Origin of the sequence: Amycolatopsis thailandensis (assembly GCF_002234405.1) — a bacterium.
Lineage (GTDB): Bacteria > Actinomycetota > Actinomycetes > Mycobacteriales > Pseudonocardiaceae > Amycolatopsis > Amycolatopsis thailandensis.
In genome coordinates this window covers 1-22,956 of the sequence record NZ_NMQT01000039.1, presented here as the reverse complement: position 1 = coordinate 22,956, position 22,956 = coordinate 1, and the positions used below count along the sequence as shown (strand labels likewise).

Here is a 22,956-nt window from a genome sequence, read left to right as displayed (position 1 = left end):
AGTGCCGCATCTCTTCGCCACCAGCGACCTCCACGTCACTCATGAGGGCAATGCCCCGCTCGTCGACGAGGTCGTTCCCCGGACCCCCGACGACTGGCTGCTCGTGGCCGGTGACGTCGCCGAACGCGCCGAATCCGTGATCGGGGTGCTCAAGACCTTGCGTGAACGCTTCGCGAAGGTCGTCTGGGTCCCCGGCAACCACGAGCTGTGGACCACCCAGAAGGACGAATGCCAGCTGCGTGGCCAGGCGCGCTACGAGCACCTGGTCGAGCGCTGCCGGGAAATCGACGTGCTCACCCCGGAGGATCCGTATCCGGTGTGGGAACACCAGGAGAAGCCGCTGACGATCGCCCCGTTGTTCGTGCTCTACGACTACAGCTGGCGGACCCCGTCGGCCGAGGGGCTGCCGCTGCTCGCGGCCGTCGACCAGGCGCGCGAAGCGGGCGTTCTGTGCACGGACGAGTTCTTCCTGCATCCCGATCCGTACCCGAGCAGGCAGGCGTGGTGCGCCGACCGGGTGAAGATCAGCACCGAGCGGCTGGAGGCGATCCCCGAAGACCACGGGACGATCCTGATGTCGCACTGGCCGCTGCACCGCCACCCGACCGCGCCGCTGTACTTCCCGGAGTTCGCGCTGTGGTGCGGGACGACCGAGACCGAGGACTGGCACCAGCGGTTCCGGGCGGAGGTCGCCGTCTACGGGCACCTGCACATCCCGCGTTCCACCGAGGCGGACGGCGTGCGGTTCGAAGAGGTCTCGCTCGGCTATCCGCGTGAGTGGCGGAAGCGGGCGAGGGGCCCGATCCCGCTGCGCCGCATCTTCTGACCCGTTGCTTCCGGGCGGTGTGGTCCCGAATGTCATGAAAGGGTCTTTCCTGACGTTTTTCGTCAGGAAAGACCCTTTCATGACATTCCCGGAAGGAGAGCGGTCAGCCCCGCCCGGGACCGTCCTGGCCCGGACGACGGCGCCGCAGGTACCGCTCGAACTCGGCCGCGATCTTGTCCCCGCTCACGTCGTCCAGCGTGAACTCGGTCTCCGCGTCGCCGCGCTCCTCGAGCCCGCGCACGTACTCGCTGATCTCCTCGTCCTCTTCGGCCATCTCGGTGACCGTCCGCTGCCACTCCTCGGCCTGCTCCGGGAGAGCGCCGAGCGGGATCTCGACGTCGAGGACGTCTTCGAGCTTGTGCAGGAGCGCCAGTGTGGCCTTGGGCGACGGCGGATGCGAGACGTAGTGCGGCACGGCCGCCCAGATCGACACCGCCGGGACACCAGCCTGCACGCAGTAGTCCTGAAGGACCCCGACGATCCCTGTCGGCCCCTGGTAGTTGTTCAGTTCCAGGCCGAACTGCGAAGCGGTGTCCTTGTCGTACGCCGTCCCGGTGACCGGTACGGGCCGGGTGTGCGCGGTGTCGGCCAGCAGCGCGCCGAGGGTGACGACGGTGGCCACGTCCAGTTGCTGGATGTGCTCCAGCAGTTCGGCGCAGAAGGCGCGCCAGCGCATGTTCGGCTCGGGTCCCTGGACCAGCACGATGTCGCGGCTGAGGCCCTCGGGGCGGCACACCGAGAGCCGCGTGGTCGGCCAGTCGACCCTTCGGGTGACGCCGTCGACCATGCGTACGGTCGGTCTGCTCACCTGGAAGTCGTAGTACTCGTCCGGACTCAGCTCGCTCAGCGGTGTCGCATCCCAGTTGAGCTGAAGATGCTCGACCGCCCGGCTGGCCGCGTCACCTGCGTCGTTCCATCCTTCGAAGGCGACGATCAAGATCGGCTTGGTGTCATCCGGGTGGTCGCGGCCGGGCCGCTGGGTCTCGTCGACGGGCTCACTCACCGGACCAGCCTACGACCAGGCGGGTGTTCACCGTTGAGCATGTCCGATCGTCTTCGCTGAGGGCGAACCACGCAGACGCGCCGTAACGCGACATTCAGGGCAAGACGCCTCGACGTCGGTGTGATCCCCTCTCGGCTACCGTGGGGTACGGAACGCCGAATCGCGCAAGACCTGATCTCGAGGGGGAGCCGTGACCGAACCGTCCACACTGGACGGACTCGCCGCCGTGCTGTGGGATATGGACGGCACGCTGGTCGACTCGGAGAAGCTGTGGGACGTCGCCCTCTACGAGGCCGTCGAAACCCTCGGCGGCACGCTGACCGAGGAGCAGCGCCTGAGTCTCGTCGGATCCAATATGGACGACACGGCCGCGTTCCTGCTGGAAGTGTGCGGCAAACCCGTCACCCCCGAGTCGATCGCGGAGATGGGGGAGTGGATCCGCCGGCGGACGGCCAACCTCTTCGACGGCCCGCTCCCGTGGCGTCCCGGCGCGCAGGAGCTGCTCGAACTGTTGCGCGCCAAGGGTGTCCCGATGGCGCTGGTCACCTCCACCGAACGGTCGCTGACCGAACTCGCGCTCAACACCATCGGCCGCGAGTACTTCGCCGCCACCGTCTGCGGCGACGAGGTCGATGGTCTGAACAAGCCGGACGCCAGGCCGTACCGGCTGGCGACGGAGTTGCTGGGGGTCCCGGCTTCCCGGTGCGTCGCGATCGAGGATTCCCCGCCGGGCGCGGCTTCCGCGGCGGCGGCGGGCTGCACGGTCGTGGTGATCCCGAACGACGTCGACGTCGAACCGGGAGAGCGGCGCGTGTTCCGTTCGTCGCTGGTCGGGCTCGACGTGCCCACGCTGACCGCGTTGCTGCCCTGACAGCCATGTCGCATTTCCGCTAGACCTGGGTGTCGGAGTCGGTGATGCTTGCCGGGTGCATGAGGATTTCGAGCGCTGCGTCAGGGCGGTCCAGGCGAAGGACGCCCGTTTCGACGGCTGGTTCTTCACCGCCGTCCTGACGACGCGGATCTACTGCCGGGCGAGCTGCCCCGTCGTCCCGCCCAAACCGGAGAACATGTCGTTCTATCCGAGCGCGGCGGCCGCTCAGGAGGCCGGCTTCCGTGCCTGCAAGCGGTGCCGTCCGGACGCGAGTCCCGGTTCGCCGCAGTGGAACGAGCGCGCGGACGTCGTGGCCAGGGCGATGCGGCTGATCGCCGACGGCGTCGTCGACACCGACGGCGTGAGCGGGCTGGCCGCCCGGCTGGGCTACAGCGTCCGGCAGGTGGAGCGGCACGTGCGCGCCGAACTCGGCGCAGGCCCGCTCAGTCTCGCCCGCGCGCAGCGCGCGCAGACGGCCCGGCTGCTGATCGAGACCACCGGCCTGTCGATGATCGACGTCGCCCTCGCCGCGGGGTTCGGCAGCGTCCGGACCTTCAACGACACCGTGCGCGAGGTCTTCGCGTTGTCCCCGACCGAACTGCGTGCCCGCGTCCGCACCGCGCCGGCGACCGCGCCCGGGACGCTGAACCTGCGCTTGCCGTACCGCAAGCCGCTGTTCCCGGACAACCTCTTCGGCCATCTGGTCGCGACCGGCGTCCCGGGCGTCGAGGAGTGGCACGACGGCGCGTACCGCCGGACGCTGCGGTTGCCGCACGGCCCGGCCGTCGTCGCGCTCAAACCCGAAGACGGCTACATCGGCTGCCGGCTCACCCTCTCGGACCTGCGGGACCTCTCCACCGCGATCAGCCGCTGCCGGCGCCTGCTCGACCTCGACGCCGACCCGGTCGCGGTCGACGACGCCCTGGCCGCGGACCGCCTGCTCGGGCCGCTCGTGACCGCCGCACCGGGCAGGCGGGTGCCGAGGACGGTCGACGGCGAGGAGTTCGCCGTCCGCGCCGTCCTGGGACAGCAGGTGTCCACCGCCGCCGCCCGGACCCACGCCGCCCGCCTCGTCCTCGCGCACGGCGAGCCCGTCGACGACCCGGAGGGCGGTCTCACCCACGTCTTCCCGGACGCCGCCGCGCTCGCGGAGATCGACCCGGAAAGCCTCGCGATGCCGCAGAGCCGCAAACGGACCCTGCTGGGTCTCGTCGCCGAACTGAACGACGGCGAACTGGACCTCGGCGCGGGCAGTGACTGGCAGCGGGCCCGGGAGCGGCTGCACGCGTTGCCCGGTTTCGGCCCGTGGACCGTCGAGAGCATCGCGATGCGCTCGCTCGGCGACCCGGACGCCTTCCTGCCGACCGACCTCGGCGTCAAAGTCGCGGCGAAAGGGCTCGGGCTCACCCCGGCGGCCTTCGCCGCGCATGCCGAGCGCTGGCGCCCGTGGCGCGCCTACGCCGTCCAGCACCTTTGGGCGACCGGTGATCACCCGATCAACCGGCTGCCCGCCGCCTGAAGTCCCGAGGAGCGCCATGCGCACGCACACCGTCATCGACAGCCCGTACGACCGGCTGACCCTGGTCGCGGACGGCGAAAACCTCTGCGGTCTGTACATGGTCCAGCAGCGGCACCGGCCGGCCGAGGAGACCTTCGGTCACCCGGATCCGGGCGCGCCGATCTTCGTGGAGACCGAGAAGCAGCTGAAGGAGTACTTCGCCGGTCAGCGGCAGGACTTCGATCTCTCGCTGAGCTTCGGCGGCACCGACTTCCAGCGGATGGTCTGGGAAGGCCTGCTCGGGATCCCGTATGGCGAGACGGTCTCCTACGGCGAACTCGCCGACCGGCTCGGCAGGCCCACCGCGTCGCGCGCCGTCGGGCTCGCGAACGGGAAGAACCCGATCGGCATCATCGTGCCGTGCCATCGGGTGATCGGCTCCAACGGTGATCTGACCGGTTACGGCGGTGGTGTCGAACGGAAGCGGCACCTGCTCGACTTCGAGCGGGGCGGGGCGGCGCTGTTCTGAGGTGTGACGCGAGCGGCAACACACCGGCCCGGGGCAGCGGGACGCGAGCGCGGATGGAAGGATCTCCAGACTGTGAAGACCTTCGATGAGCTGTTCGCCGAGCTTGCCGAGCGCGCCCGTACGCGCCCCGACGGTTCCGGCACCGTCGCCGCGCTGGACGCGGGAGTGCACGCACAGGGCAAGAAGGTGCTCGAAGAGGCGGGCGAGGTGTGGATCGCCGCCGAGCACGAATCCGACGACAGGCTCGCGGAGGAGATTTCACAGCTGCTGTACCGGTTGCAGGTGCTCATGATCGGCCGTGGCCTGTCGAAAGAGGACGTGTACCGGTACCTGTGACGCGTCCGCGTCCGGAGAACCAAGGAGAAGCAATGCTGCGTGTCGCCGTGCCGAACAAGGGAGCCCTCGCCGCCGCCGCGTCGGAGATGCTCGGAGAGGCCGGCTACCGCAAGCGACATGAGGCCCGCGATCTGACCGTGCTGGACACGGTCAACGAGGTCGAGTTCTTCTTCTTGCGCCCCAAGGACATCGCGATCTACGTCGGGTCCGGTGAGTTGGACCTCGGCATCACCGGCCGCGACCTCGCGCTCGACTCAGGCGCGCCGGTGGAGGAGATCCTCGGCCTCGGCTTCGGCGGGTCCACCTTCCGGTACGCCGCGCCCGCGGGCCGGGACTGGAAGATCGAGGATCTGCAGGGCAAGCGGCTCGCGACCTCGTATCCGCGGCTCGTGCGGGAGAACCTCAAGCAGCACGGGGTGGAGGCCGAGGTCATCCGCCTCGACGGCGCCGTCGAGATCTCGATCCAGCTCGGCGTGGCCGACGCCATCGCCGACGTCGTCGAGTCCGGACGGTCGCTGCGGCAGCACAACCTCGTGGCCTTCGGGGATTCGATCTGTGTCTCGGAGGCCGTGCTGCTCCAGCGCGCGGGCACCGAGCACACCCGGCCCAAGGACCAGCTGAAGGCGCGGCTTCAGGGCGTCGTTTTCGCCCAGCACTACATGATGCTGGACTACGACTGCCCGCGTTCGCTGCTCGAAGCGGCCATCGCGATCACGCCGGGTCTCGAGTCACCGACCGTCGCGCCGCTGGCGGACGACGACTGGGTGGCCGTGCGGGCGATGGTGCCGCGCAAGGAGGTCAACCGGATCATGGACGAGCTCGCCGAGACCGGCGCCAAGGCCGTCCTGGCCTCGGACATCCGGGCCTGCCGCCTCTGACCCCGCTCCAGACGCCATGAAAGGTCCTTTCCTTGCGAATTTCGCAAGGAAAGGACCTTTCATGGCGTTGGCTACCGGGGCCGGTTCGGCTTCTTGGGCATGAGGTCGTAGAGCCGCTTCCGGGCGCCGTTGTCGTTGGCGCTGCGGGTCACCGAGACCTCGGTGATGAAGTCCTCGAAGACGAACTCCTCGTCCGCCGGCACGATCGCCGGGGCCGGATGGTTCCTCGCGTACCCGTCCAGCGTTTCCGCGATCTCCCGGAACGACAGTGCTTGCAGCGTCTCCGGGGCGTACGTCGTCACCGGTACACCGTGCGCGGCCGCCTCGTTCATCACCACGCCGAGCGGGACGTGCGACAACATCGGGATCCCGAACGAGTACAGCTCCTGCAACGCCGCCGCCGCGTAATGCGAGACCGGGCGGCGGTACAGCCCCGGAACGAGACCGTAGTAGGCGATCGGCGGACGGCCGACGGTCTGTTCGACGTAGCGCACCTGGTCCGAAAGCAGGCGCAGCGCCCGGATGCTCGTCCGGTCCGGCTGCACCGGCACGAGGATCCCGTGCGAAGCCGCCAGCGCGTTGTTGGTCAGCACGTCGAGCGCGGGCGGGCAGTCGATGATGATGTGGTCGTAGTTGGCGAACTGGATCACCCTGGCCAGCTGCCAGCCGGGGACACGGAACTGGTCCAGCCGCCGGATCAGGTCGAACATTCCCGGCGACGTCGGGATGACGTCGAACGCGCCACCCCGCCCGAGGTTGCTGCGCGGATGCCGCACCGCTAGTTCCTCGATCGGCCCCTTCCACACCTTGGTCAGGGCTTTTGCCAGGCTGGGCATATCGGGGGCCACTTCGTCCAGCCCGAGTAGTTCGGTCGTCGCGTGGCCCTGTGGGTCGAGGTCGATCAGCAGCACCCGGCGACCGCGTTCGGCCAGTGCGGCCGCCGCGCCCACGCTGAGTGAGGTCTTGCCGACCCCGCCTTTCTGGTTGACCACCGAGGTGATCTGCATGCCGAAGCGCTCCCTGCGTCTGTTGTTCCGGGAAGGCTATTGGAAACACGCCGAGAAAGCGCGTGTTTCAGCCCGCCTGTCGCGGTCGCACCAGGAGAGCCTGCGCTCCGGAGGCGATCGAGCCGGAGCCGTCGTGCAGTGTGGTGGTCGCCGTTCCGATGCCGTTCGGGCCGACCAGGGTGGCCGCGTCGACGCCGATCCAGTCGCCCAGCGGCGGGCGGCGGAGGTGCACGGTCAGCTCGGAGTTGATGAACCACCACTCGCGCGGGTCGAGAAAGTTCGATATCCCGTTGCCGGAGTCCGCCAGGACGAACAGCCGCTGCAACGGGCTCGGCTTCTCCCCGTCCACGAGGGCGACGCGCTGACGGCCCCAGACCGTCGCCGGCCCGGGTTCGTCCAGCGCGCCCTTGACCCGCCGCCATTCGACGGCGTCGAGGTACCCGCCGTGCCAGCCTTCGGGCCAGCTCGACGTCGGGAGGCCGTCCGGCGGCGGCAGCGCGGGCCCTTCCGCCGTCGCCACCGCGGTGGTGTCCGACGTCGCGATGCGCCAGGCCGAGGCGCGGCCGACGACCCGCTCCCCGTGGGAGAGTTCGGCTTCCAGCCACTCGACCGACCGGCCCGGTCGTTCCACCCAGGCCCGTACCGAAAGTTCCTTCAGCGGGGCGGGCCCGAGGATCTCGATCGTCACCCGCGCCAGCTGGCTCGCGTGCGGCGCTTCGACCCCTTCGAGCGCGCGGACCAGCAACGCCGAGGGCGGCCCGAAGTGCTGCGCGTCCGGGGTCCACGGGCCCGCGGTGTGCTGGGTCGGGAGGAAGAGGCCCTCGCCAGTCGGTTCGTAGAAGGCTTCCGTCACAAAGGCACCCTAGTCCGCGCGATCCAATACGGACTCCTCGCCGGGATCCGGCTCCGGCCAGCCGGGGTACGGCGGGGGAGTGCCGCCGTACTGCGGGCAAAGCGCCTGGTGGTCGCACCACGCGCAGAGTTTGCTCGGGTTGGGCCGGAAATCGCCGGTCTTGCCCGCTTTGAGGATCGCCTGCCAGATCGCCTCCAGCGTGCGCTCGAAGCGGATCAGCTCGCCCTCGTCGGGCGTGTACGCGAGGGACTGTCCGTCGGTGAGGTACATCAGTTTCAGCTGGCGCGGTACGACACCGCGAAGCCGCCAGAGGACCACGGCGTAGAACTTCATCTGGAACATCGCCTTCGCCTCGCCGATTTCACGCGGCGCGGCGCCGGTCTTGTAGTCGACGACGCGGATCTCGCCCGTCGGCGCCACGTCCAGCCTGTCGACGTAGCCGCGCAGGAGCACCCCGGAGCCCAGCTCGATCTCGACGTGCAGCTCGCACGCCTCGGGCTCCAGCCGACGCGGGTCCTCGAGACCGAAGTAGGTGTCGACGAGCTGCTCGGCCGAGGAGAGCCACGAGGTGACGGCCTCGGGGTCCTCCTGATCGAACAGCTCGATCCACTCCGGACGTTCCGCGGACAGGTCCTCCCACGCCGGCGCGAGCAGCTCCTTGGCCTGCGGCGGCGTGCGATCGGCTTGCGGAAGGGAGAACAGGCGCTCCAGCACGGAATGCACCAGCGTGCCGCGCAGCTGGGCCTTCGTCGGGGTCTCGGGCAGTCTGTCCACCGCGCGGAAGCGGTAGAGCAGCGGGCACTGCTTGAAGTCGCTGGCACGCGACGGGGACAGGGCCGGCCGACGGCGCGGGGTTTCGGCGCCGGGCGGCGGATCGGCGGTGACCGTGTCGGTGTCGGGCATGCGAGGAGGGTATCGCCGGGCACCGACAGTTTCGGGACCGCAACGCACCGGAGCGGCATGACCGACACCACCCGGACGGGCGGGGCGGGTTACCGGTACCCCACACCTGGGCATCTACGCTCTGACACATGGCGGTGACGGGTGAGCACGGCCCGCCTCGACGAGGCGTGGCACCGGAGGGTGGTCTCCTGCTGTTCCGTGTCTCCGGGATCCCCGTGCTGCTCGCCCCTTCGTGGTGGATCGGCTCCCTGATCATCGTGGTGCTCTACACGCCACTGGTCGGACGGCTCCTGCCCGGGGCGACGACGCTGACCTCGTGGCTGCTGGCGGCCGCGTTCGCGGTCCTTCTCGGACTTTCGGTACTCGCGCACGAACTCGGGCACTGCCTGGTCGCGCTCCGGCTCGGGATCCCGGTCCGGCGACTGCGCCTCTTCCTGCTCGGTGGGCTTTCGGAGGTCGCGAGGACGCCCCGCCAGCCGCGTCAGGAAGGCCTCGTCGCCGCCGCGGGACCGGTCGTTTCGTTGCTGCTCGGCGGTTTCTGCGGGCTGCTCATGTTCGCCGTCCCGGCGGAGAGCGCGGCATGGCTGCTCATCGCCGAATGCGCCGTCGCGAACTTCGCGGTCGGCCTCTTCAATCTCCTGCCCGGACTCCCGCTGGACGGCGGCCGCCTGGTCCGAGCCGGGGTCTGGGCCGCCACGGGTCACCGGGAGAAGGGCACCCGCGCGGCGGTCGTCGGTGGCGGCGCCGTCGCGGCGGGACTGCTCGTCTGGGCGTTGTGGGGTCTGGCGGCGGGCAGCGAGGACCGCTGGCTGCGGCTCGGTGTCTGTGTCGTGACGGCGTGGTTCGTGATCCTCGGCGCGCGAAGCGAACTCGCCGCCGAAACACGCCGAGGCTGGCCCGAAGGCGTGCTTCTGAGCGAGCTCGTCCGGCCCGTTCTCCAGCTCCCCGCGGAAAGCCCCGTCTCGGACGCGCTGGCGGCTTCGGCGGGCCGTGGGGTGGTCCTGGTGCGTGCCGACGGTGTCGCGGCCGGACTGCTCGACGAGACGGCCGCCGCGCACCTGGCCGGAACTTCGCCGCACGCTCCCGCGGAGATGGCCGCGGAGCCGATCCGCGCCGACACCGTGCTGCTTTCCTCGGAGTCGGGGGAGGAGATCGCCGAGCGCGTCCGGGAAACCGCCGCTTGGCAGTTCCTCGTCGTGGACGACGAAGGCAGGCCCGCGGGGGTGCTCCGGCGCGAGGACCTGCGCGCCGCGATGACCCGGAGCCGACCCCCGGCGTAGCGCGGCACGGCCACCTGCGAGGATCGGTTGTCGATCAGTACGCGGGTATGGAGGTTCAGTGTCGGTCCGAGGGCCGTTTCGTGTAGGTGACCGGGTTCAGCTGACCGACTCCAAGGGGCGGCACTACACCATGGTGCTCGCCGAGGGACAGCAGTATCACACCCATCGCGGCGCGTTGGCGCACGACGACGTCATCGGGGCGCAGGAGGGTTCGGTCGTCACGTCGGCAGGCGGCAGCCACTATCTGGCGCTGCGCCCGCTGCTGCCGGACTACGTGCTGTCGATGCCGCGTGGCGCGCAGGTGATCTACCCGAAGGACGCCGCGCAGATCGTGATGTGGGGCGACATCTTCCCGGGCGCGCGGGTGCTCGAAGCGGGGGCCGGTTCCGGCGCGCTGACCTGTTCGCTGCTGCGGGCGGTCGGTTCGGAAGGGACCGTGCAGTCCTACGAGATCCGGGACGACCACGCGGAGCACGCCGAACGGAACGTGGAGAAGTTCTTCGGCCACAAACCGGACAACTGGTCGCTGACGGTCGCGGACCTGTCGACGCACACCGGAGAGGTCGACCGCGTCGTCCTCGACATGCTGGCACCCTGGGATCAGCTGGAGACGGTCGCCGCGCATCTGGTGCCCGGCGGCGTGCTCACGGTCTATGTGGCGACGGTCACACAGCTTTCGCGGATCACCGAAGCCTTGCGGGACCAGCAGTGCTGGACCGAGCCGGAGTCGTGGGAAACGCTGATGCGGCCCTGGCACGTCGTGAGCCTCGCCGTGCGGCCGGATCACCGGATGGTCGCGCACACCGCTTTCCTGCTGACGGCGCGCCGTCTGGCGGACGGGACCGTGTCGCCGCGGGTGCACCGCCGCTCCGGCAAGGGCTGACCCGGCCACGTGGCCATTGCCAAGTCCGTGAAGGCCTCCTTGCCTACCCTCAAGGTAGTGAAGGAGGCCTTCACTACCTTGGCCGGACAAGGACGCCACCTGCCGACCTCGGAAGTGCCCCGTGGGTCCCAAGGCCCTGAGGCGAAGGGGACTTTCCGCTCGTGCGATGCGGGGAAAGTCCCCTTCATCTCGCTGACCGCCGCCGTGTATAGACAGGGCACCGAGGTGCCTGTACCGAACGGTCTCCCCAAGGGCGCTCAGCGCTCGACGGAAATCACGGCACACACCACTTGCCGTCGCGCTTCTTGAGCGGGAAGGGCGTGTCCTTCTGACCGCCCGCGCCCTCGACGTGCACGGTCACGGTCGCGGAGTCGCCGCCGACCGTCGGCGGATCCGGGATGGTGGCGGACACCTTGCCCGCCGCCTCCCACTTCCGCTTGAGCGCGGCCAGGTCGGCCGACGACTGCTGGACGCAGGTGAGCTTGCCGAACGCCGTCGCGTCGTGATTGACGATGGCCGCGGCGATCGCCTTGCCGACGACCTCGACCGCCGCCACGTCCGGGTCCACCGGGACCGGACGGGACGAACTCGGCCACGACGTGGGCGTCACCGAGTCCGGCGCGGCCGGTTCGGAGCCGGACGGGGCCACCAGGAGCAGCCCCACCACGACACCGACCACGACCGCGCCGCATCCGGCGAGAACGGCGATCAGCCTGCTGGACACCGGTTCCGGGTCAGCTCTTGCCGCCGGTGAAGCACCAGAGGTCGGACTCCTTCTTGAAGTTCAAGTTGCCGGAGTCGGTCTTGCTGCCCTGGGTGACCTTCGCGGGCTGCTTTGCGGAGTCCCCGGTGACCTGCATTTCGCCGGTCGCCTCCATCTTGATGTCCTTGGCGATGGGGACTTCGTCCTTAGTGTTCACGCTGCGGCATGCCGACTGCGCGACGGTCTTCCCGTCGCCGGCGTTGTAGGCGGCGATGACCACCTGCGCCACTTCCTGCGGTGTCGCCTTGCCGAGCGGGGCGGGACCCGAGCCCTTGGGGGTCGACGAGGTGCTCGGCGAGCTGGACTTGCTCCGGGTCGAGGAAGTGGACGGCTTCGACGACGAAGAAGCGGAGCCCGTCGGAGCGGCGCTGCTCGAACTGGCGGGTGGTGCCGCGGTCGGGTTGTCGTCGCCCGAGTTCAGCGCGATGACCAGCGCGGTGACACCGCCACCGACCAGCACGACCGCGCCGATCGCGATCCCGACGATCAGGCCGGTCTTCTTTTTCTTGGGCGGCTCGCCTCCGTAACCGCCGCCTTCCGGCGGGTAGGCGTTGTAACCGCCCTGCTGCTGCCCGTACGGATCCGCCTGGCCGAACTGCTGCGTGGCACCGGGATATCCCTGCTGGGGCTGGGGGCCGCTCTGCGGGTAGCCACCCTGCTGCTGGCCGTACGGGTCTTGTCCGTACTGACCGGGCTGCTGCTGGCCGTACTGGCCGCCACCGGGGTATCCCTGCTGCGGCTGGGGGCCGCTCTGCGGGTACCCGCCCTGCTGCTGGCCGTACGGATCCTGTCCGTAGCCGCCGGGCTGTTGCGGCGGGTAAGTCATGGCTGTTGCCCCCTAGCTGTTCTGCGAAAATGCTCAACACGACTTGCCGGTCCGCCTCCCCGGCGAACGTCGGCCCGATGCTAGCCACCGAGCCGGATCGCCGCTCGATTAGGGCCGAACTGATACCGGAATCCCGTTTGCACCCGGACGGAGCCGGGTATTCCGCCGCAGGTCAGGACAGGTGGACGGAATGTGACCAGCAGAGTGCCGGACCCGGCACCGGGATGGCCCCTTGCGCGGCGCGGAGGTACGTGCTGTCAGGTCGTCCGGAACGCGACGCGCCGATCTTGTGATGCGGAAAGGCCTTTTATTGTCGGTGATCGCCGGTACCGTGGAATGAAAAGCACTCCGAGGAGGTGCCCAATGCATCATGACCTTCCCGGAGGTCGGCGCGAGGAGGCCGACCCTTCAGAAACGACCGGAGCTGGAACCACGTCCGACGAGCAGGCACGTCAAATTCGCTTCCTCGAGGAGGAAGTCGCCCTGCTGCGCCGGAAGCTCACCGATTCGCCACGTCAGAACCGAGTCCTGGAGCAGCGACTCGCCGAGGCGTCGGAACGAGTGAGCCAACTCACGGAACGCAACACGAAACTGGTCGAGACGCTCCGCGAGGCGCGTGGCCAGTTGCTCGCGTTGCGAGAGGAGGTCGACAGGCTGGCTCAGCCTCCGAGCGGTTACGGCGTGTTCGTCACCGCGTACGAGGACAACACGGTGGACGTGTTCACCGCGGGCCGCAAGATGCGGGTTTCGGTCTCACCCGCGGTCGAGGTCTCGTCACTGCAGCGCGGACAGGCGTTGCGGCTCAACGAGGCGCTCACCGTCGTCGAAGGCGGTGACTTCGAGCGGATCGGTGAGGTCTGCGCACTGCGCGAGGTGCTGGCACCGGACGTCGAGGGCGGCAGCCCCCGTGCGCTGGTGGTCGGGCACGCGGACGAGGAGCGGGTCGTCCTGCTCTCCGATCCGCTGGCCGAACAGCCCCTCAAGCCGGGCGATTCCCTGCTGGTGGACTCGAAGGCCGGTTACGCCTACGAGCGCGTGCCGAAGGCGGAGGTCGAGGATCTCGTGCTGGAGGAGGTGCCCGACGTCCGCTACGAGGACATCGGTGGCCTCACCCGGCAGATCGAGCAGATCCGCGACGCCGTCGAGCTTCCGTTCCTGCACGCGGATCTCTACCAGGAGTACCAGCTGCGCCCGCCCAAGGGCGTGCTGCTCTACGGGCCTCCTGGCTGCGGTAAGACCCTCATCGCGAAGGCGGTGGCCAACTCGCTCGCCAAGAAGGTCGCGGAAGCACGCGGCGACGCGGCGGACGGGAAGTCCTACTTCCTGAACATCAAGGGTCCGGAGCTGCTGAACAAGTTCGTCGGGGAGACCGAGCGGCACATCCGCCTGATCTTCCAGCGGGCTCGGGAAAAGGCCTCCGAAGGCACCCCGGTGATCGTGTTCTTCGACGAGATGGACTCGATCTTCCGCACCCGCGGTTCGGGCGTGTCCTCCGACGTGGAGACCACGATCGTCCCGCAGCTGCTTTCGGAGATCGACGGTGTCGAGGGCCTGGAGAACGTCATCGTCATCGGCGCCTCCAACCGCGAGGACATGATCGACCCGGCGATCCTGCGGCCGGGCCGGCTCGACGTCAAGATCAAGATCGAGCGTCCGGACGCCGAAGGCGCGAAGGACATCTTCTCCAAGTACCTGTCCGACGGTCTGCCGATCCATTCGGACGACCTCGCCGAGTTCGGCGGCGATGTGCGGGCGACGTTCGACGCGATGATCCAGCACACGGTCGAGCGGATGTACGAGGAGACGGACGAGAACAGGTTCCTCGAGGTCACCTACGCCAACGGTGACAAGGAAGTCCTGTACTTCCGTGACTTCAACTCGGGCGCGATGATCCAGAACATCGTGGACCGGGCGAAGAAGTCGGCCATCAAGTCCGTGCTGGAGACCAAGCAGCCCGGCCTGCGCGTGCAGCACCTGCTGGACGCGATCGTCGACGAGTTCGCGGAGAACGAGGACCTGCCCAACACCACCAACCCGGACGACTGGGCCCGGATCTCCGGCAAGAAGGGCGAGCGGATCGTCTACATCCGCACGCTCGTCACCGGCAAGAACCAGGATTCGGGGCGGGCGATAGACACCGCCACGAACACCGGTCAGTACCTGTAACGCGGTCCGAAGGGGCCCTTCACCACATCCCATGTGGTGAAGGGCCCCTTCGTCACGTCTTATGCGGGTACGGCGTCCTTCAGCTTCTTGCGCGGGCTCAGCCGCCCGTGGGCGGCCAGGATCCCGAAGACCACGAGCAGCGCGCCGACAGGCTGGTTCCACGCCAGCGGTTCGTCGAGGACCAGCACGCCGAGCAGCACGCCGACCACGGGTGTGAGGTAGGTCACCGCCGACGCGTTCGACGCGCCCCACGCCGCGATGATCGACGCGTTCCAGGCGTACGCGAGCCCGGTGCCCAGCGCCCCGAGCGCGATCATGCTGAGGACGATCGATGTGTCGAGGTGGACCGGCGTCGTCGCGATGAACGGCGCGAGCACCAGCATCACGACGGCGCCGCAGCAGACCTGCCCGAGCGCGATGGTCGGCGGGTCGAGGTCGCGCCAGGAGATGAACCGTCGCACGTACACGAACGAGATCCCGTAGCAGGTCGTCGCCCCGAGGCAGGCCAGCTGCGCGGTCAGCTCGTGGGAGACGTCGATCCCTTGCCAGACCCCGACGATGGTCAGCACGCCGAGGAATCCGAGGATCAGGCCGGTCGTGCGGGCCTTCGTGAACCGCTCGGACGGCAGGGCGGCCGCGGCGATGAGCATCGTGATGAGCGGGGTCGTCGCGTTGAAGATGCTGGCGAGCCCGGAGGAGATGTACTGCTCTGCCCAGGAGAAGAGCAGGAACGGGATGACGCACAGCAGAACGGAAACGACCGCGAGATGGCCCCAGACGGCCGGGTCACGGGGAAGTGGCTTGCGGCGCCAGGCTGCGACGGCGATCAGCGCCACGGCGCCGAGGACGACCCGGGAAAGCGCGACCTGGACCGGTGACAAACCGGTGAGGCCGATTTTGATGAACAGAAAACTCGCGCCCCATACGACCGCGAGTGCCGCGAATCGGATCGCGATACCGAAACGTCCCAATTGTCCTTCTCCTGAGTTCTCAACTTCAGGCCCAGTGAATCTGGAATCCACCTTGCGCTCCAGCGGTTTTCGGACGATGTGTCCGACGCCTCCAGTAGGTTCCGTGCATGGGGACGGGAATCGAGCGACGCACGGCGGCTGTGCCGGTGGCGCCGCTGTCCGCGCTGGGCCGGATGGGAAGCGCTCAGTGGGAGGTCGAACTGGACCGTGGCGGGGCGCTCGCGGTCACGGGTGCGACCGGCGCATGGGCCGACGAACTCGCCGTGTCGTCCGATCCGGCGGCCTGGCTGCTCGGACAGGGCGGACTGCGGAGCCTGACGGAAGGCATGATCTTCGCCGCCGGGACCGTCTCCGGGGTCGGGGACAAGCCCGAGTTCCTGCCCGCGCGAGGACCCGAGATCCCGGACGGGCCGGTGCATCCCGCGCTTCCCGCCCGCCTCAAGCCCGCTCCGGGCCGGGAGTTGCGGATGTCGGGACATGAAAGGGCCAGTGAGCGCTGGGTACTGCGTGTCCTGGCGGACGGGACGCTCGCGAACGGAGCCGGGGACTTCGACCCTCTCGATCCCGGAGCCCTGAAGGACACAGACGATCCCGCTGCCGTCTGGCGCGCGTGCTTCCGCGACGAAGATCCCGACATGTGGACCGAAACCGTCGAAATCGTCCGCTCGACCATCGCCGCCATCCCGCGTCCACTCGTCGCCGCGTGCGGCTGGCTCGGTTCGGTGGAGATCTCGGTCAAGGGCGAAGTCGTCGCGTCGGGGCGGCATGGTGGAACGCTGCTCGGACTGCTCAAAGACGCCGGCTTGAAGCGGGACCCGTACGGCGCGATGCGGCGGCTGGCGGGACGGTTGCCGGAAATCGGTGAACCCACACCCGGCGTGGTGATCACGATCGGCGACCGTATAACGCCCTATACTTCGAGGCTGTGAGCGAATCCTCCGGGCGCCCGCGCGCGCCGATCACCGAAGCCGATGTCCTGGCGTGGCTGGAAACGACGGCCGCCGCCGTCCGGGCGGGGGAGGTGAGCGCTCCCGAGCTCATCGAGCTGCTGGGCGAGTTGCGGCGCGCCTCCGCGGCCTGCGCAGACGCGTCCGACTGGGCGCTGCTCGCAGCCAGGGAGGAAGGTGCCAGCCTCCGTCAGATCGCGCCGATGTTCGGCAAGGGTTACGTTCGTGCCCCGGCGGCCCGGCTGGAGAAGCTCCACCGGCAGGCGCAGAACTCGAGTCAGTGGCTCGCGATCCTCCGCCACAAGAACGAAGGAGCCCGGTGACGGACACGGAGATCGGCGAGCGGATCGCCGTCGGACTGGCGGCGCTCGGCAGGCCCGCGTACATCAACCTCGGCCGGGTCGACGCGCTTCCGCCCGGACGCGAGTTCGAGGCGATGCGTGAGGCCACCTATGACGTGCTGGACGACGCGTACCGCGCGGGCGTCCGGTGGATCGACGTCGCCCGTTCGTATGGTTCTTCGGAGGAGTTCCTCGCCGGCTGGCTCGCCGATCGCGCCCACCGCGACGTGACGGTGTCGAGTAAATGGGGCTACCGCTACGTCGGCGAGTGGAAACTCGACGCGGAGGTCCACGAGGTCAAGGAACACACGGCGGCGCGCTTCGCCGAGCAGTGGGCGGAAACCGTTGGTCTGCTGGGGAAAGCCGTATCGCTCTACCAGGTCCACTCGCTCACTGTGGACAGTCCGTTGTTCACCGACGAGCGGCTGATCGGGGCGCTGGCCGAACTCGCCGCCGACGGTGTCCCCGTCGGCTTCTCCACGTCCGGTCCGGCACAGGCCGACGCCGTCCGTCGCGCGTTCGAGCTGGAAGTGGCCGGAACGCCGGTCTTCAGCGCCGTTCAGTCGACGTGGAACCTGCTGGAACCCTCCGTCGGCCCGGCGCTCGCGGAGGCGCGTGCCGCCGGGAAACAGGTACTGGTCAAGGAAACCGTCGCGAACGGGCGGCTGGTGGTCGAGCCGCCGCCGGTGCTCGCGCGGATCGCGCGGGAGCACGAGGCCGGCCCGGACGCGGTGGCGATCGCGGCCGTCCTGGCCCAGGACTGGCGGCCGGTCGCGGTCATCGGGCCGTCGAGCCCGGCCCAGCTCGCGGAGAATCTCGTTGCCGCCAAGGCGAAGCCGACCGCCGACGAACTCTCGGAACTGGCCGCGCTCGCCGAAGAACCGGTCGCCTACTGGCGGCACAGGTCCTGCCTCGGCTGGCACTGAGGGGCTGGACTAGTCTCGCGGCAAACATCAGGCGGGACATCCGGGGAGGCTCGAGGGTGCGTCATCGGCAGGTGCTCGCGGTGGCGACGGTCGCGCTGTTCGGTCTGTCGGGATGTGCCGACCGGCCCAACGACCTCGACACCTACTACGACGACCCGACACCGACGCCCACGGTCAAACCCGTGCAGCCGTCGGTGAAGCCGCAGGCCGCCCCTGTCCCGCCGCCGTCGACCCGGGCTCCGGTCCCCGCCGCCGTTTCCGCCGCGCTGCTGACCGACGAGGACGTCGCCGAGGAAGAGGTCGTCCCGGGCGAGAGCAAGGTGTCCGGCTGTCTGACCGGTCTGACGCGCGGAGCGAGCCGTTCGACGGCGTGGTCGTACCCGAGCGGTTCGACGCTGGAGCATCAGGTCACGGAGTACCCCGATCGCGACGCCTCGGACGTCGTCGCCCAGGCGGACTGCGAAGGCAAGAAGCTCACTCTGACGAAGCAGGCAGGCATCGAAGTCCAGCGCGCCTGGTGTGAAGGCACCACGTGCACGGTGTTGCTCGCCAAGGGGAAACTCGTCTCCGCCCTCAGCGTGACCGCCGGAACCGAGGCACGGGCGACGGACGCGGCGAAGCGGCTGCTGCCGATCGTCGCGCAGCGCCTCCGTTCGGCCTAGGCGCTGTCCTGTAAGTCTTCCCGCCGGAACCACTCCAGCGCGCCGAGACGTCCGTCCGGGATGAACCGGCTTTCCGGATCGTCGAGCCACGAACGCAACTCGGGCAACGTCAGCCACCGTCCTTCGACCACTTCGGACGGCTGATGGACGAAAGGGCCGTCCCATCGCGTTTCGTAGGCGAAGTTGTGGCAGCGGATCAGGTCGTCGTCGGTGACGTGGACGAACAGCGGCCGCAGTTCCACTCCGTGAACACCCAGTTCTTCGGCCAGTTCGCGGCGGGCGCACTCCTCCGGTGTCTCGCCCGCGGCGACGATCCCGCCCGCCCAGCAGTCCCATGTGGAGGGATAGACGTCCTTGGTGGCGGTACGGAGATGCACGTAGACGCGGTTTCCGTCACCCGAACGGACCAACACCACGCCCGCCGCGTGCCAGAGTCCTTCGGCGCGGACCCGGGAGCGGGTGGCCTCTCCAGCCACGGTTCCGTCGAGGTCATAGAGCGCAACGAGTTCGTCACTGCCTGACATGGGGGGCATCGTCGCACGCCTCCGACCCCGTAGGGTGGTGGGTATGCGGCGGATCATGGGAACCGAAGTCGAGTACGGCATCGCGGTGCCGGGCGACGCGACGGCGAACCCGGTACTTACCTCGACCCAGGTCGTGCTGGCCTACGCGGCCGCGGCGGACATCCCGCGAGCGAGGCGGGCACGGTGGGACTACGAGGTGGAATCGCCCTTGCGCGACGCCCGTGGGTTCGACCTGACCGGCCCGAGCGGTCCGGGACACGACCCGGACGTCGAGGACCTCGGCGCGGCGAACGTGATCCTGACCAACGGGGCGCGGCTGTACGTCGACCACGCTCACCCGGAGTACTCGGCGCCCGAGGTGACGAACGCGCGCGACGCGGTCATCTGGGACAAGGCGGGGGAGCGGGTGATGGAGGAGGCGGCGCGCAAGGCCGCCACCGTTCCCGGCCAGCCGCCGTTGCAGCTGTACAAGAACAACGTCGACGGCAAGGGCGCGAGCTACGGCACGCACGAGAACTACCTGATGCAGCGGTCGACGCCGTTCACCGCGGTGATCGCGGGGCTGACGCCGTTCTTCGCCTCCCGCCAGGTGGTGACCGGTTCGGGCCGCGTCGGCGTCGGGCAGCAGAGCGAGGAAGCGGGCTTCCAGCTCTCGCAGCGCTCCGACTACATCGAGGTCGAGGTCGGCCTGGAGACGACACTCAAGCGCGGCATCATCAACACGCGCGACGAGCCGCACGCCGACGCGGACAAGTACCGGCGGCTGCACGTCATCATCGGTGACGCCAACCTCGCGGAGTACTCGACGTACCTCAAGGTCGGGACGACGGCGCTGGTGCTGGACCTGATCGAGGCGGGCATCCGGTTCGACGACCTGAAGCTGGACGAGCCGGTGCGCGCGGTGCACCAGATCAGCCACGACCCCACGCTGAAGGCGAAGGTGTCGCTGGCCAACGGGCGGAAGTACACCGGGCTGGACCTCCAGTTCGCCTATCACGAGATCGCGTCGGCGAACCTGGAGCGCACCGGCGCGGACGAGGCCTCCAAGGAGGTCCTGCGGGTCTGGGGCGAGATCCTGGACGCGCTGGCGCGGGACCCCCAGGAATGCGCGGACAGGCTGGACTGGCCGGCGAAGCTGCGGTTGCTCGAGGGCTACCGCGCTCGGGACCAGCTGGCCTGGGGCGCGCCGCGGTTGCGGCTGGTCGACCTGCAGTACTCGGATGTCCGGCTGGACAAGGGCCTGTACAACAGGCTCGTCACCAGGGGCTCGATGAAGCGCCTGGTGTCCGAGGAGGAGGTGCTGGAGGCGGTCACCACCCCGCCTTCCGACACCAGGGCCTACTTCCGGGGCCGCACGCTGGAGAAGTACGCCAACTCCATCGCCGCGGCGTCCTGGGATTCGGTCATCTTCGACGTCGGCAGGGAATCGCTGGTGCGGATCCCGACGTTGGAGCCGTTGCGGGGCACGAAGGCCCACGTGGGGAAGTTGCTGGACGACTCCGCGACCGCCGAGGAGCTGGTGGAGGCGCTCACCGGTTCGGACTAGCGGTATTTCCTTTCATCGGGGTTAAGCGATCACGGATCCCACGGAATGTCGGGACCGCTGGGTAGGCTAGGAAACATCGGCCACACCGGGAGGCGAGATGGCTCAGGAAAAGATCGAAAAGCACGGCGGAGGCGACTCGGACGAAGAGTTCGAGGGCGGCGGTCCGGCGGGCCAGGAGCGGCGCGAGAAGCTCGGTGAGGACGTCGACACGATCCTCGACGAGATCGACGACGTACTCGAAGAGAACGCCGAGGACTTCGTGCGCGCGTACGTGCAAAAGGGCGGCGAGTAACCGTCTTCCGGCGGCCCTCCGTGGCCGTCTGTGCGGAGCCGGCGGATCACACAGATTGGAACTTTGAGCACGTATGGAACACACCTCGGGTAAGTCGGCGCTGCCCGCCGCGTACTTCTCGTCGGCGACCTCGTCGTTCTCGGACTTCCTTCGGGCGCAGGCGCCCGAACTGCTCCCTGAGCGGCGGGTCGCCGCGGGCGCGGGCGGGCTGGACGCGCCGCACGGGACGACGATCGTCGCGGTCAAGTTCGCGGGCGGGGTGCTGATCGCCGGTGACCGGCGGGCGACGTCGGGCAACCTGATCGCCTCGCGGGACATGGAGAAGGTTCACGTCACCGACGAGTACTCGGCGGTGGGCATCGCGGGCTCGGCCGGGCTGGCGATCGAGATGGTGCGGCTGTACGCGGTCGAGCTGGCGCACTACGAGAAGATCGAGGGTGTTTCGCTCTCGCTCGACGGCAAGACGAACAAACTCGCCGGACTGGTGAAGTCCAACCTCGAGATGGCGATGGCCGGCCTCGCCGTGCTGCCGCTGTTCGTCGGGTACGACCTCGACGCGGAAGACGCGAAGCACGCGGGCCGGATCGTCTCGTACGACGCGACGGGCGGGCGCTACGAGGAGAGCGCCGGTTACCACGCCATCGGCTCGGGTTCGCTGTTCGCGAAGGGCTCGCTGAAGAAGCTGCATGACCCGGACGCGGACGCCGAAGCCGCGATCCGGGTGGCGGTGGAGGCGTTGTACGACGCGGCGGACGATGACACCGCGACCGGCGGACCGGATCTGGTGCGCCGGATCTTCCCGACGATCGTGACGGTCACCGCGGAGCAGGGTGCGGTGGCGTTGCCGCTCGAGCAGACGACCGCGGTGGCCGAAGCGGTCGTCGCCGCCCGAGCCGAACGCGGGCGCTGAGTCTTTTCGGGCCTTCCCTCCCTGTTCCCTTTCCGATGAGAGCCAGAAAGAGCGGAGCACCACAGTGACGATGCCGTTGTACGCCTCTCCCGAGCAGTTGATGCGGGAGCGTTCCGAGATCGCGCGCAAGGGCATCGCGCGTGGCCGGAGCGTGGTCGTGCTCAAGTACCGCGGTGGCGTGCTGTTCGTGGCCGAGAACCCTTCGGCGACGTTGCACAAGGTGTCTGAGATCTACGACCGGATCGGTTTCGCGGCCGTCGGCCGCTACAGCGAGTTCGAAAACCTTCGTGTCGCCGGCATCCGGCACGCGGACCTGAAGGGCTACCAGTACGACCGGCGGGACGTCAGCGCGCGTGCGCTGGCGAACGCGTACGCCGCGACGCTCGGCAGCATCTTCACCGAGCAGCTGAAGCCGTTCGAGGTCGAGGTCTGCGTCGCCGAGGTCGGCGCGACCGCGGCCGAGGATCAGCTGTACCGGTTGACCTACGACGGTTCGATCTTCGACGAGCCGAAGTTCGTCGTGATGGGCGGTCAGGCCGACACGCTCACCACGAAGCTGAAGGAGAGCTTCGAGCCGGACATGGACCTGGGCGTCGCGCTCGGGGTCGCGGTGAAGGCGTTGCGCGACAACACCCCGGCGCCCGCAAACGGCGACTCGGACCCGGTGAAGCTCGAGGTCGCCGTCCTGGAGCGCGAGCGCCGTGGCCGCAAGTTCCGCCGGGTCGCCGGCGCGGCGCTCGACGCGCTGCTGCCCGCCGAGCCGGAAGAGCCGAAGGAAGACGACGCCGAGGGCGACAAGCCCGAAGGTGAGTCCAAGAAGGACTGAGTCTCGTCAGTACGTGAAGGCCCCCTTCCTTACGCCAGGCGCAAGGAAGGGGGCCTTCACGTACTCAGCCGCTGGAGACAGTGGACGTGACGGCTGCAGGGCCTGGGCGCCCTCGTGCCCCGGGTGTGTCCCAAAGGGACCCTTTAGGACGTTGAGCGTCTCGAAAGTGGCCTTCACTGACAGGCGAGCATGCACGTTCCAGCGCTCCCGGCAGTAAAGACGTCCCCAATGTGGCATTGGGGGCACTGAGCGTCCCCAATGCCACATTGGGGACGTCACGGAGCAGGGACGGTTGAGCCGTCGGCCCACCTACGGGCACGACCCGACTGCCTCACCATGCACGGCCCGAACGTTTCCGCGGAGGAAGTCCGTGAAGCGGGCGCCGCTCG

At 68.9% G+C, this 22,956-nt stretch carries 25 protein-coding genes; 17 read left to right on the top strand and 8 right to left on the bottom strand.

Annotated features, from left to right (window positions below):
- The first annotated feature begins 1 nt into the window (after position 1).
- Entirely contained in the window at positions 2-826 is an 825-nt protein-coding gene (locus CFP71_RS12635; RefSeq protein WP_093934043.1) for a metallophosphoesterase family protein, read from the top strand.
- A gap of 103 nt (positions 827-929) precedes the next feature.
- Here the strand turns inward: CFP71_RS12635 and CFP71_RS12630 are convergent, their stop codons facing one another.
- Positions 930-1,829 carry a PAC2 family protein gene (locus CFP71_RS12630; protein ID WP_093934042.1) on the bottom strand — a complete coding sequence of 300 codons (900 nt, stop codon included), beginning with the start codon at positions 1,827-1,829 and terminating at the stop codon, positions 930-932.
- 190 nt (positions 1,830-2,019) lie between these two features.
- Between CFP71_RS12630 and CFP71_RS12625 the strand changes: the two genes are divergently transcribed.
- The 5 genes from CFP71_RS12625 (at position 2,020) to hisG (ending at position 5,941) form a co-directional block, all read left to right on the top strand.
- Positions 2,020-2,700 (top strand): HAD family hydrolase, encoded by a 681-nt coding sequence (locus CFP71_RS12625; protein WP_093934041.1) that lies wholly within the window; start codon positions 2,020-2,022, stop codon positions 2,698-2,700.
- Between the two features lie 55 nt (positions 2,701-2,755).
- The gene (locus CFP71_RS12620) at positions 2,756-4,219 is read left to right on the top strand and encodes a DNA-3-methyladenine glycosylase 2 family protein (RefSeq protein WP_093934040.1); all 1,464 of its coding nucleotides are present in this window, start codon (positions 2,756-2,758) and stop codon (positions 4,217-4,219) included.
- Between the two features lie 16 nt (positions 4,220-4,235).
- Positions 4,236-4,727 (top strand): methylated-DNA--[protein]-cysteine S-methyltransferase, encoded by a 492-nt coding sequence (locus CFP71_RS12615; protein WP_093934039.1) that lies wholly within the window; start codon positions 4,236-4,238, stop codon positions 4,725-4,727.
- 72 nt (positions 4,728-4,799) lie between these two features.
- Complete coding sequence (locus CFP71_RS12610; protein WP_020635144.1) at positions 4,800-5,063, top strand: phosphoribosyl-ATP diphosphatase; 264 nt, start codon at positions 4,800-4,802, stop codon at positions 5,061-5,063.
- 32 nt (positions 5,064-5,095) lie between these two features.
- On the top strand, positions 5,096-5,941 hold the full coding sequence (hisG, locus tag CFP71_RS12605) for an ATP phosphoribosyltransferase (RefSeq protein WP_093934038.1): 846 nt from the start codon (positions 5,096-5,098) through the stop codon (positions 5,939-5,941).
- Between the two features lie 71 nt (positions 5,942-6,012).
- Here the strand turns inward: hisG and CFP71_RS12600 are convergent, their stop codons facing one another.
- The 3 genes from CFP71_RS12600 to CFP71_RS12590 all read right to left on the bottom strand — a co-directional run bounded on the left by CFP71_RS12600 (position 6,013) and on the right by CFP71_RS12590 (position 8,704).
- Complete coding sequence (locus CFP71_RS12600) at positions 6,013-6,948, bottom strand: ParA family protein (RefSeq protein WP_093934037.1); 936 nt, start codon at positions 6,946-6,948, stop codon at positions 6,013-6,015.
- A 67-nt stretch (positions 6,949-7,015) separates the two neighbouring features.
- Positions 7,016-7,801, bottom strand: a complete 786-nt coding sequence (locus CFP71_RS12595) for a thioesterase family protein (protein WP_093934036.1) — start codon at positions 7,799-7,801, stop codon at positions 7,016-7,018.
- Between the two features lie 9 nt (positions 7,802-7,810).
- A complete protein-coding gene (locus tag CFP71_RS12590) occupies positions 7,811-8,704 on the bottom strand; it encodes a RecB family exonuclease (protein ID WP_093934035.1) in 894 nt (297 codons plus the stop codon).
- Positions 8,705-8,832: 128 nt separating this feature from the next.
- Between CFP71_RS12590 and CFP71_RS12585 the strand changes: the two genes are divergently transcribed.
- Together CFP71_RS12585 and CFP71_RS12580 are read left to right on the top strand one after the other, a co-directional pair.
- Positions 8,833-9,984 carry a M50 family metallopeptidase gene (locus CFP71_RS12585; protein WP_093934034.1) on the top strand — a complete coding sequence of 384 codons (1,152 nt, stop codon included), beginning with the start codon at positions 8,833-8,835 and terminating at the stop codon, positions 9,982-9,984.
- Between the two features lie 58 nt (positions 9,985-10,042).
- A complete protein-coding gene (locus CFP71_RS12580; protein ID WP_007035384.1) occupies positions 10,043-10,867 on the top strand; it encodes a tRNA (adenine-N1)-methyltransferase in 825 nt (274 codons plus the stop codon).
- A 274-nt stretch (positions 10,868-11,141) separates the two neighbouring features.
- Here the strand turns inward: CFP71_RS12580 and CFP71_RS12575 are convergent, their stop codons facing one another.
- Complete coding sequence (locus tag CFP71_RS12575) at positions 11,142-11,591, bottom strand: MTB12 C-terminal domain-containing protein (protein ID WP_093934033.1); 450 nt, start codon at positions 11,589-11,591, stop codon at positions 11,142-11,144.
- A gap of 10 nt (positions 11,592-11,601) precedes the next feature.
- Entirely contained in the window at positions 11,602-12,456 is an 855-nt protein-coding gene (locus CFP71_RS12570) for a hypothetical protein (protein ID WP_093934032.1), read from the bottom strand.
- Between the two features lie 363 nt (positions 12,457-12,819).
- Here CFP71_RS12570 and arc point away from each other — a divergent pair, with 363 nt between their 5' ends.
- Complete coding sequence (gene arc, locus CFP71_RS12565; RefSeq protein WP_005150834.1) at positions 12,820-14,622, top strand: proteasome ATPase; 1,803 nt, start codon at positions 12,820-12,822, stop codon at positions 14,620-14,622.
- Between the two features lie 59 nt (positions 14,623-14,681).
- Here the strand turns inward: arc and CFP71_RS12560 are convergent, their stop codons facing one another.
- On the bottom strand, positions 14,682-15,593 hold the full coding sequence (locus CFP71_RS12560) for a DMT family transporter (RefSeq protein ID WP_093934031.1): 912 nt from the start codon (positions 15,591-15,593) through the stop codon (positions 14,682-14,684).
- Positions 15,594-15,700: 107 nt separating this feature from the next.
- Between CFP71_RS12560 and CFP71_RS12555 the strand changes: the two genes are divergently transcribed.
- From CFP71_RS12555 to CFP71_RS12540, 4 genes are read left to right on the top strand one after another with little or no spacing between them, the layout of a single operon-like run.
- The gene (locus CFP71_RS12555; RefSeq protein ID WP_093934030.1) at positions 15,701-16,522 is read left to right on the top strand and encodes a hypothetical protein; all 822 of its coding nucleotides are present in this window, start codon (positions 15,701-15,703) and stop codon (positions 16,520-16,522) included.
- Complete coding sequence (locus tag CFP71_RS12550; protein ID WP_093934029.1) at positions 16,519-16,863, top strand: hypothetical protein; 345 nt, start codon at positions 16,519-16,521, stop codon at positions 16,861-16,863. Before CFP71_RS12555 ends, CFP71_RS12550 begins: the two co-directional genes overlap by 4 nt.
- Positions 16,860-17,807 carry an aldo/keto reductase gene (locus CFP71_RS12545; protein WP_093934028.1) on the top strand — a complete coding sequence of 316 codons (948 nt, stop codon included), beginning with the start codon at positions 16,860-16,862 and terminating at the stop codon, positions 17,805-17,807. The genes CFP71_RS12550 and CFP71_RS12545 overlap by 4 nt, the downstream gene beginning before the upstream one ends.
- A gap of 56 nt (positions 17,808-17,863) precedes the next feature.
- Positions 17,864-18,469 (top strand): hypothetical protein, encoded by a 606-nt coding sequence (locus tag CFP71_RS12540; RefSeq protein ID WP_093934027.1) that lies wholly within the window; start codon positions 17,864-17,866, stop codon positions 18,467-18,469.
- Here the strand turns inward: CFP71_RS12540 and CFP71_RS12535 are convergent.
- On the bottom strand, positions 18,466-18,993 hold the full coding sequence (locus CFP71_RS12535; RefSeq protein ID WP_093934026.1) for an NUDIX domain-containing protein: 528 nt from the start codon (positions 18,991-18,993) through the stop codon (positions 18,466-18,468). The genes CFP71_RS12540 and CFP71_RS12535 overlap by 4 nt on opposite strands.
- A 43-nt stretch (positions 18,994-19,036) precedes the next feature.
- Between CFP71_RS12535 and dop the strand changes: the two genes are divergently transcribed.
- The 4 genes from dop to prcA all read left to right on the top strand — a co-directional run bounded on the left by dop (position 19,037) and on the right by prcA (position 22,567).
- Positions 19,037-20,539 (top strand): depupylase/deamidase Dop, encoded by a 1,503-nt coding sequence (dop, locus tag CFP71_RS12530; RefSeq protein WP_093934025.1) that lies wholly within the window; start codon positions 19,037-19,039, stop codon positions 20,537-20,539.
- A 97-nt stretch (positions 20,540-20,636) separates the two neighbouring features.
- On the top strand, positions 20,637-20,831 hold the full coding sequence (locus CFP71_RS12525; RefSeq protein WP_005150863.1) for a ubiquitin-like protein Pup: 195 nt from the start codon (positions 20,637-20,639) through the stop codon (positions 20,829-20,831).
- A gap of 73 nt (positions 20,832-20,904) precedes the next feature.
- Positions 20,905-21,741, top strand: coding sequence for a proteasome subunit beta (gene prcB / locus CFP71_RS12520; RefSeq protein WP_093934024.1), 837 nt, complete (start codon positions 20,905-20,907; stop codon positions 21,739-21,741).
- 64 nt (positions 21,742-21,805) lie between these two features.
- The gene (prcA, locus tag CFP71_RS12515; protein WP_093934023.1) at positions 21,806-22,567 is read left to right on the top strand and encodes a proteasome subunit alpha; all 762 of its coding nucleotides are present in this window, start codon (positions 21,806-21,808) and stop codon (positions 22,565-22,567) included.
- Positions 22,568-22,956 lie beyond the last annotated feature (389 nt).

Excerpts from the sequence above, each read along its gene's own strand:
- CFP71_RS12615 (WP_093934039.1), top strand. The coding sequence starts at position 4,236 with ATGCGCACGCACACCGTCATCGACAGCCCGTACGACCGGCTGACCCTG.
- hisG (WP_093934038.1), top strand. The coding sequence starts at position 5,096 with ATGCTGCGTGTCGCCGTGCCGAACAAGGGAGCCCTCGCCGCCGCCGCG.
- CFP71_RS12600 (WP_093934037.1), bottom strand. The coding sequence starts at position 6,948 with ATGCAGATCACCTCGGTGGTCAACCAGAAAGGCGGGGTCGGCAAGACC.
- CFP71_RS12590 (WP_093934035.1), bottom strand. The coding sequence starts at position 8,704 with ATGCCCGACACCGACACGGTCACCGCCGATCCGCCGCCCGGCGCCGAA.
- CFP71_RS12585 (WP_093934034.1), top strand. The coding sequence starts at position 8,833 with ATGGCGGTGACGGGTGAGCACGGCCCGCCTCGACGAGGCGTGGCACCG.
- CFP71_RS12570 (WP_093934032.1), bottom strand. The coding sequence starts at position 12,456 with ATGACTTACCCGCCGCAACAGCCCGGCGGCTACGGACAGGATCCGTAC.
- arc (WP_005150834.1), top strand. The coding sequence starts at position 12,820 with ATGCATCATGACCTTCCCGGAGGTCGGCGCGAGGAGGCCGACCCTTCA.
- CFP71_RS12555 (WP_093934030.1), top strand. The coding sequence starts at position 15,701 with ATGGGGACGGGAATCGAGCGACGCACGGCGGCTGTGCCGGTGGCGCCG.
- CFP71_RS12535 (WP_093934026.1), bottom strand. The coding sequence starts at position 18,993 with ATGTCAGGCAGTGACGAACTCGTTGCGCTCTATGACCTCGACGGAACC.
- dop (WP_093934025.1), top strand. The coding sequence starts at position 19,037 with ATGCGGCGGATCATGGGAACCGAAGTCGAGTACGGCATCGCGGTGCCG.
- CFP71_RS12525 (WP_005150863.1), top strand. The coding sequence starts at position 20,637 with ATGGCTCAGGAAAAGATCGAAAAGCACGGCGGAGGCGACTCGGACGAA.
- prcB (WP_093934024.1), top strand. The coding sequence starts at position 20,905 with ATGGAACACACCTCGGGTAAGTCGGCGCTGCCCGCCGCGTACTTCTCG.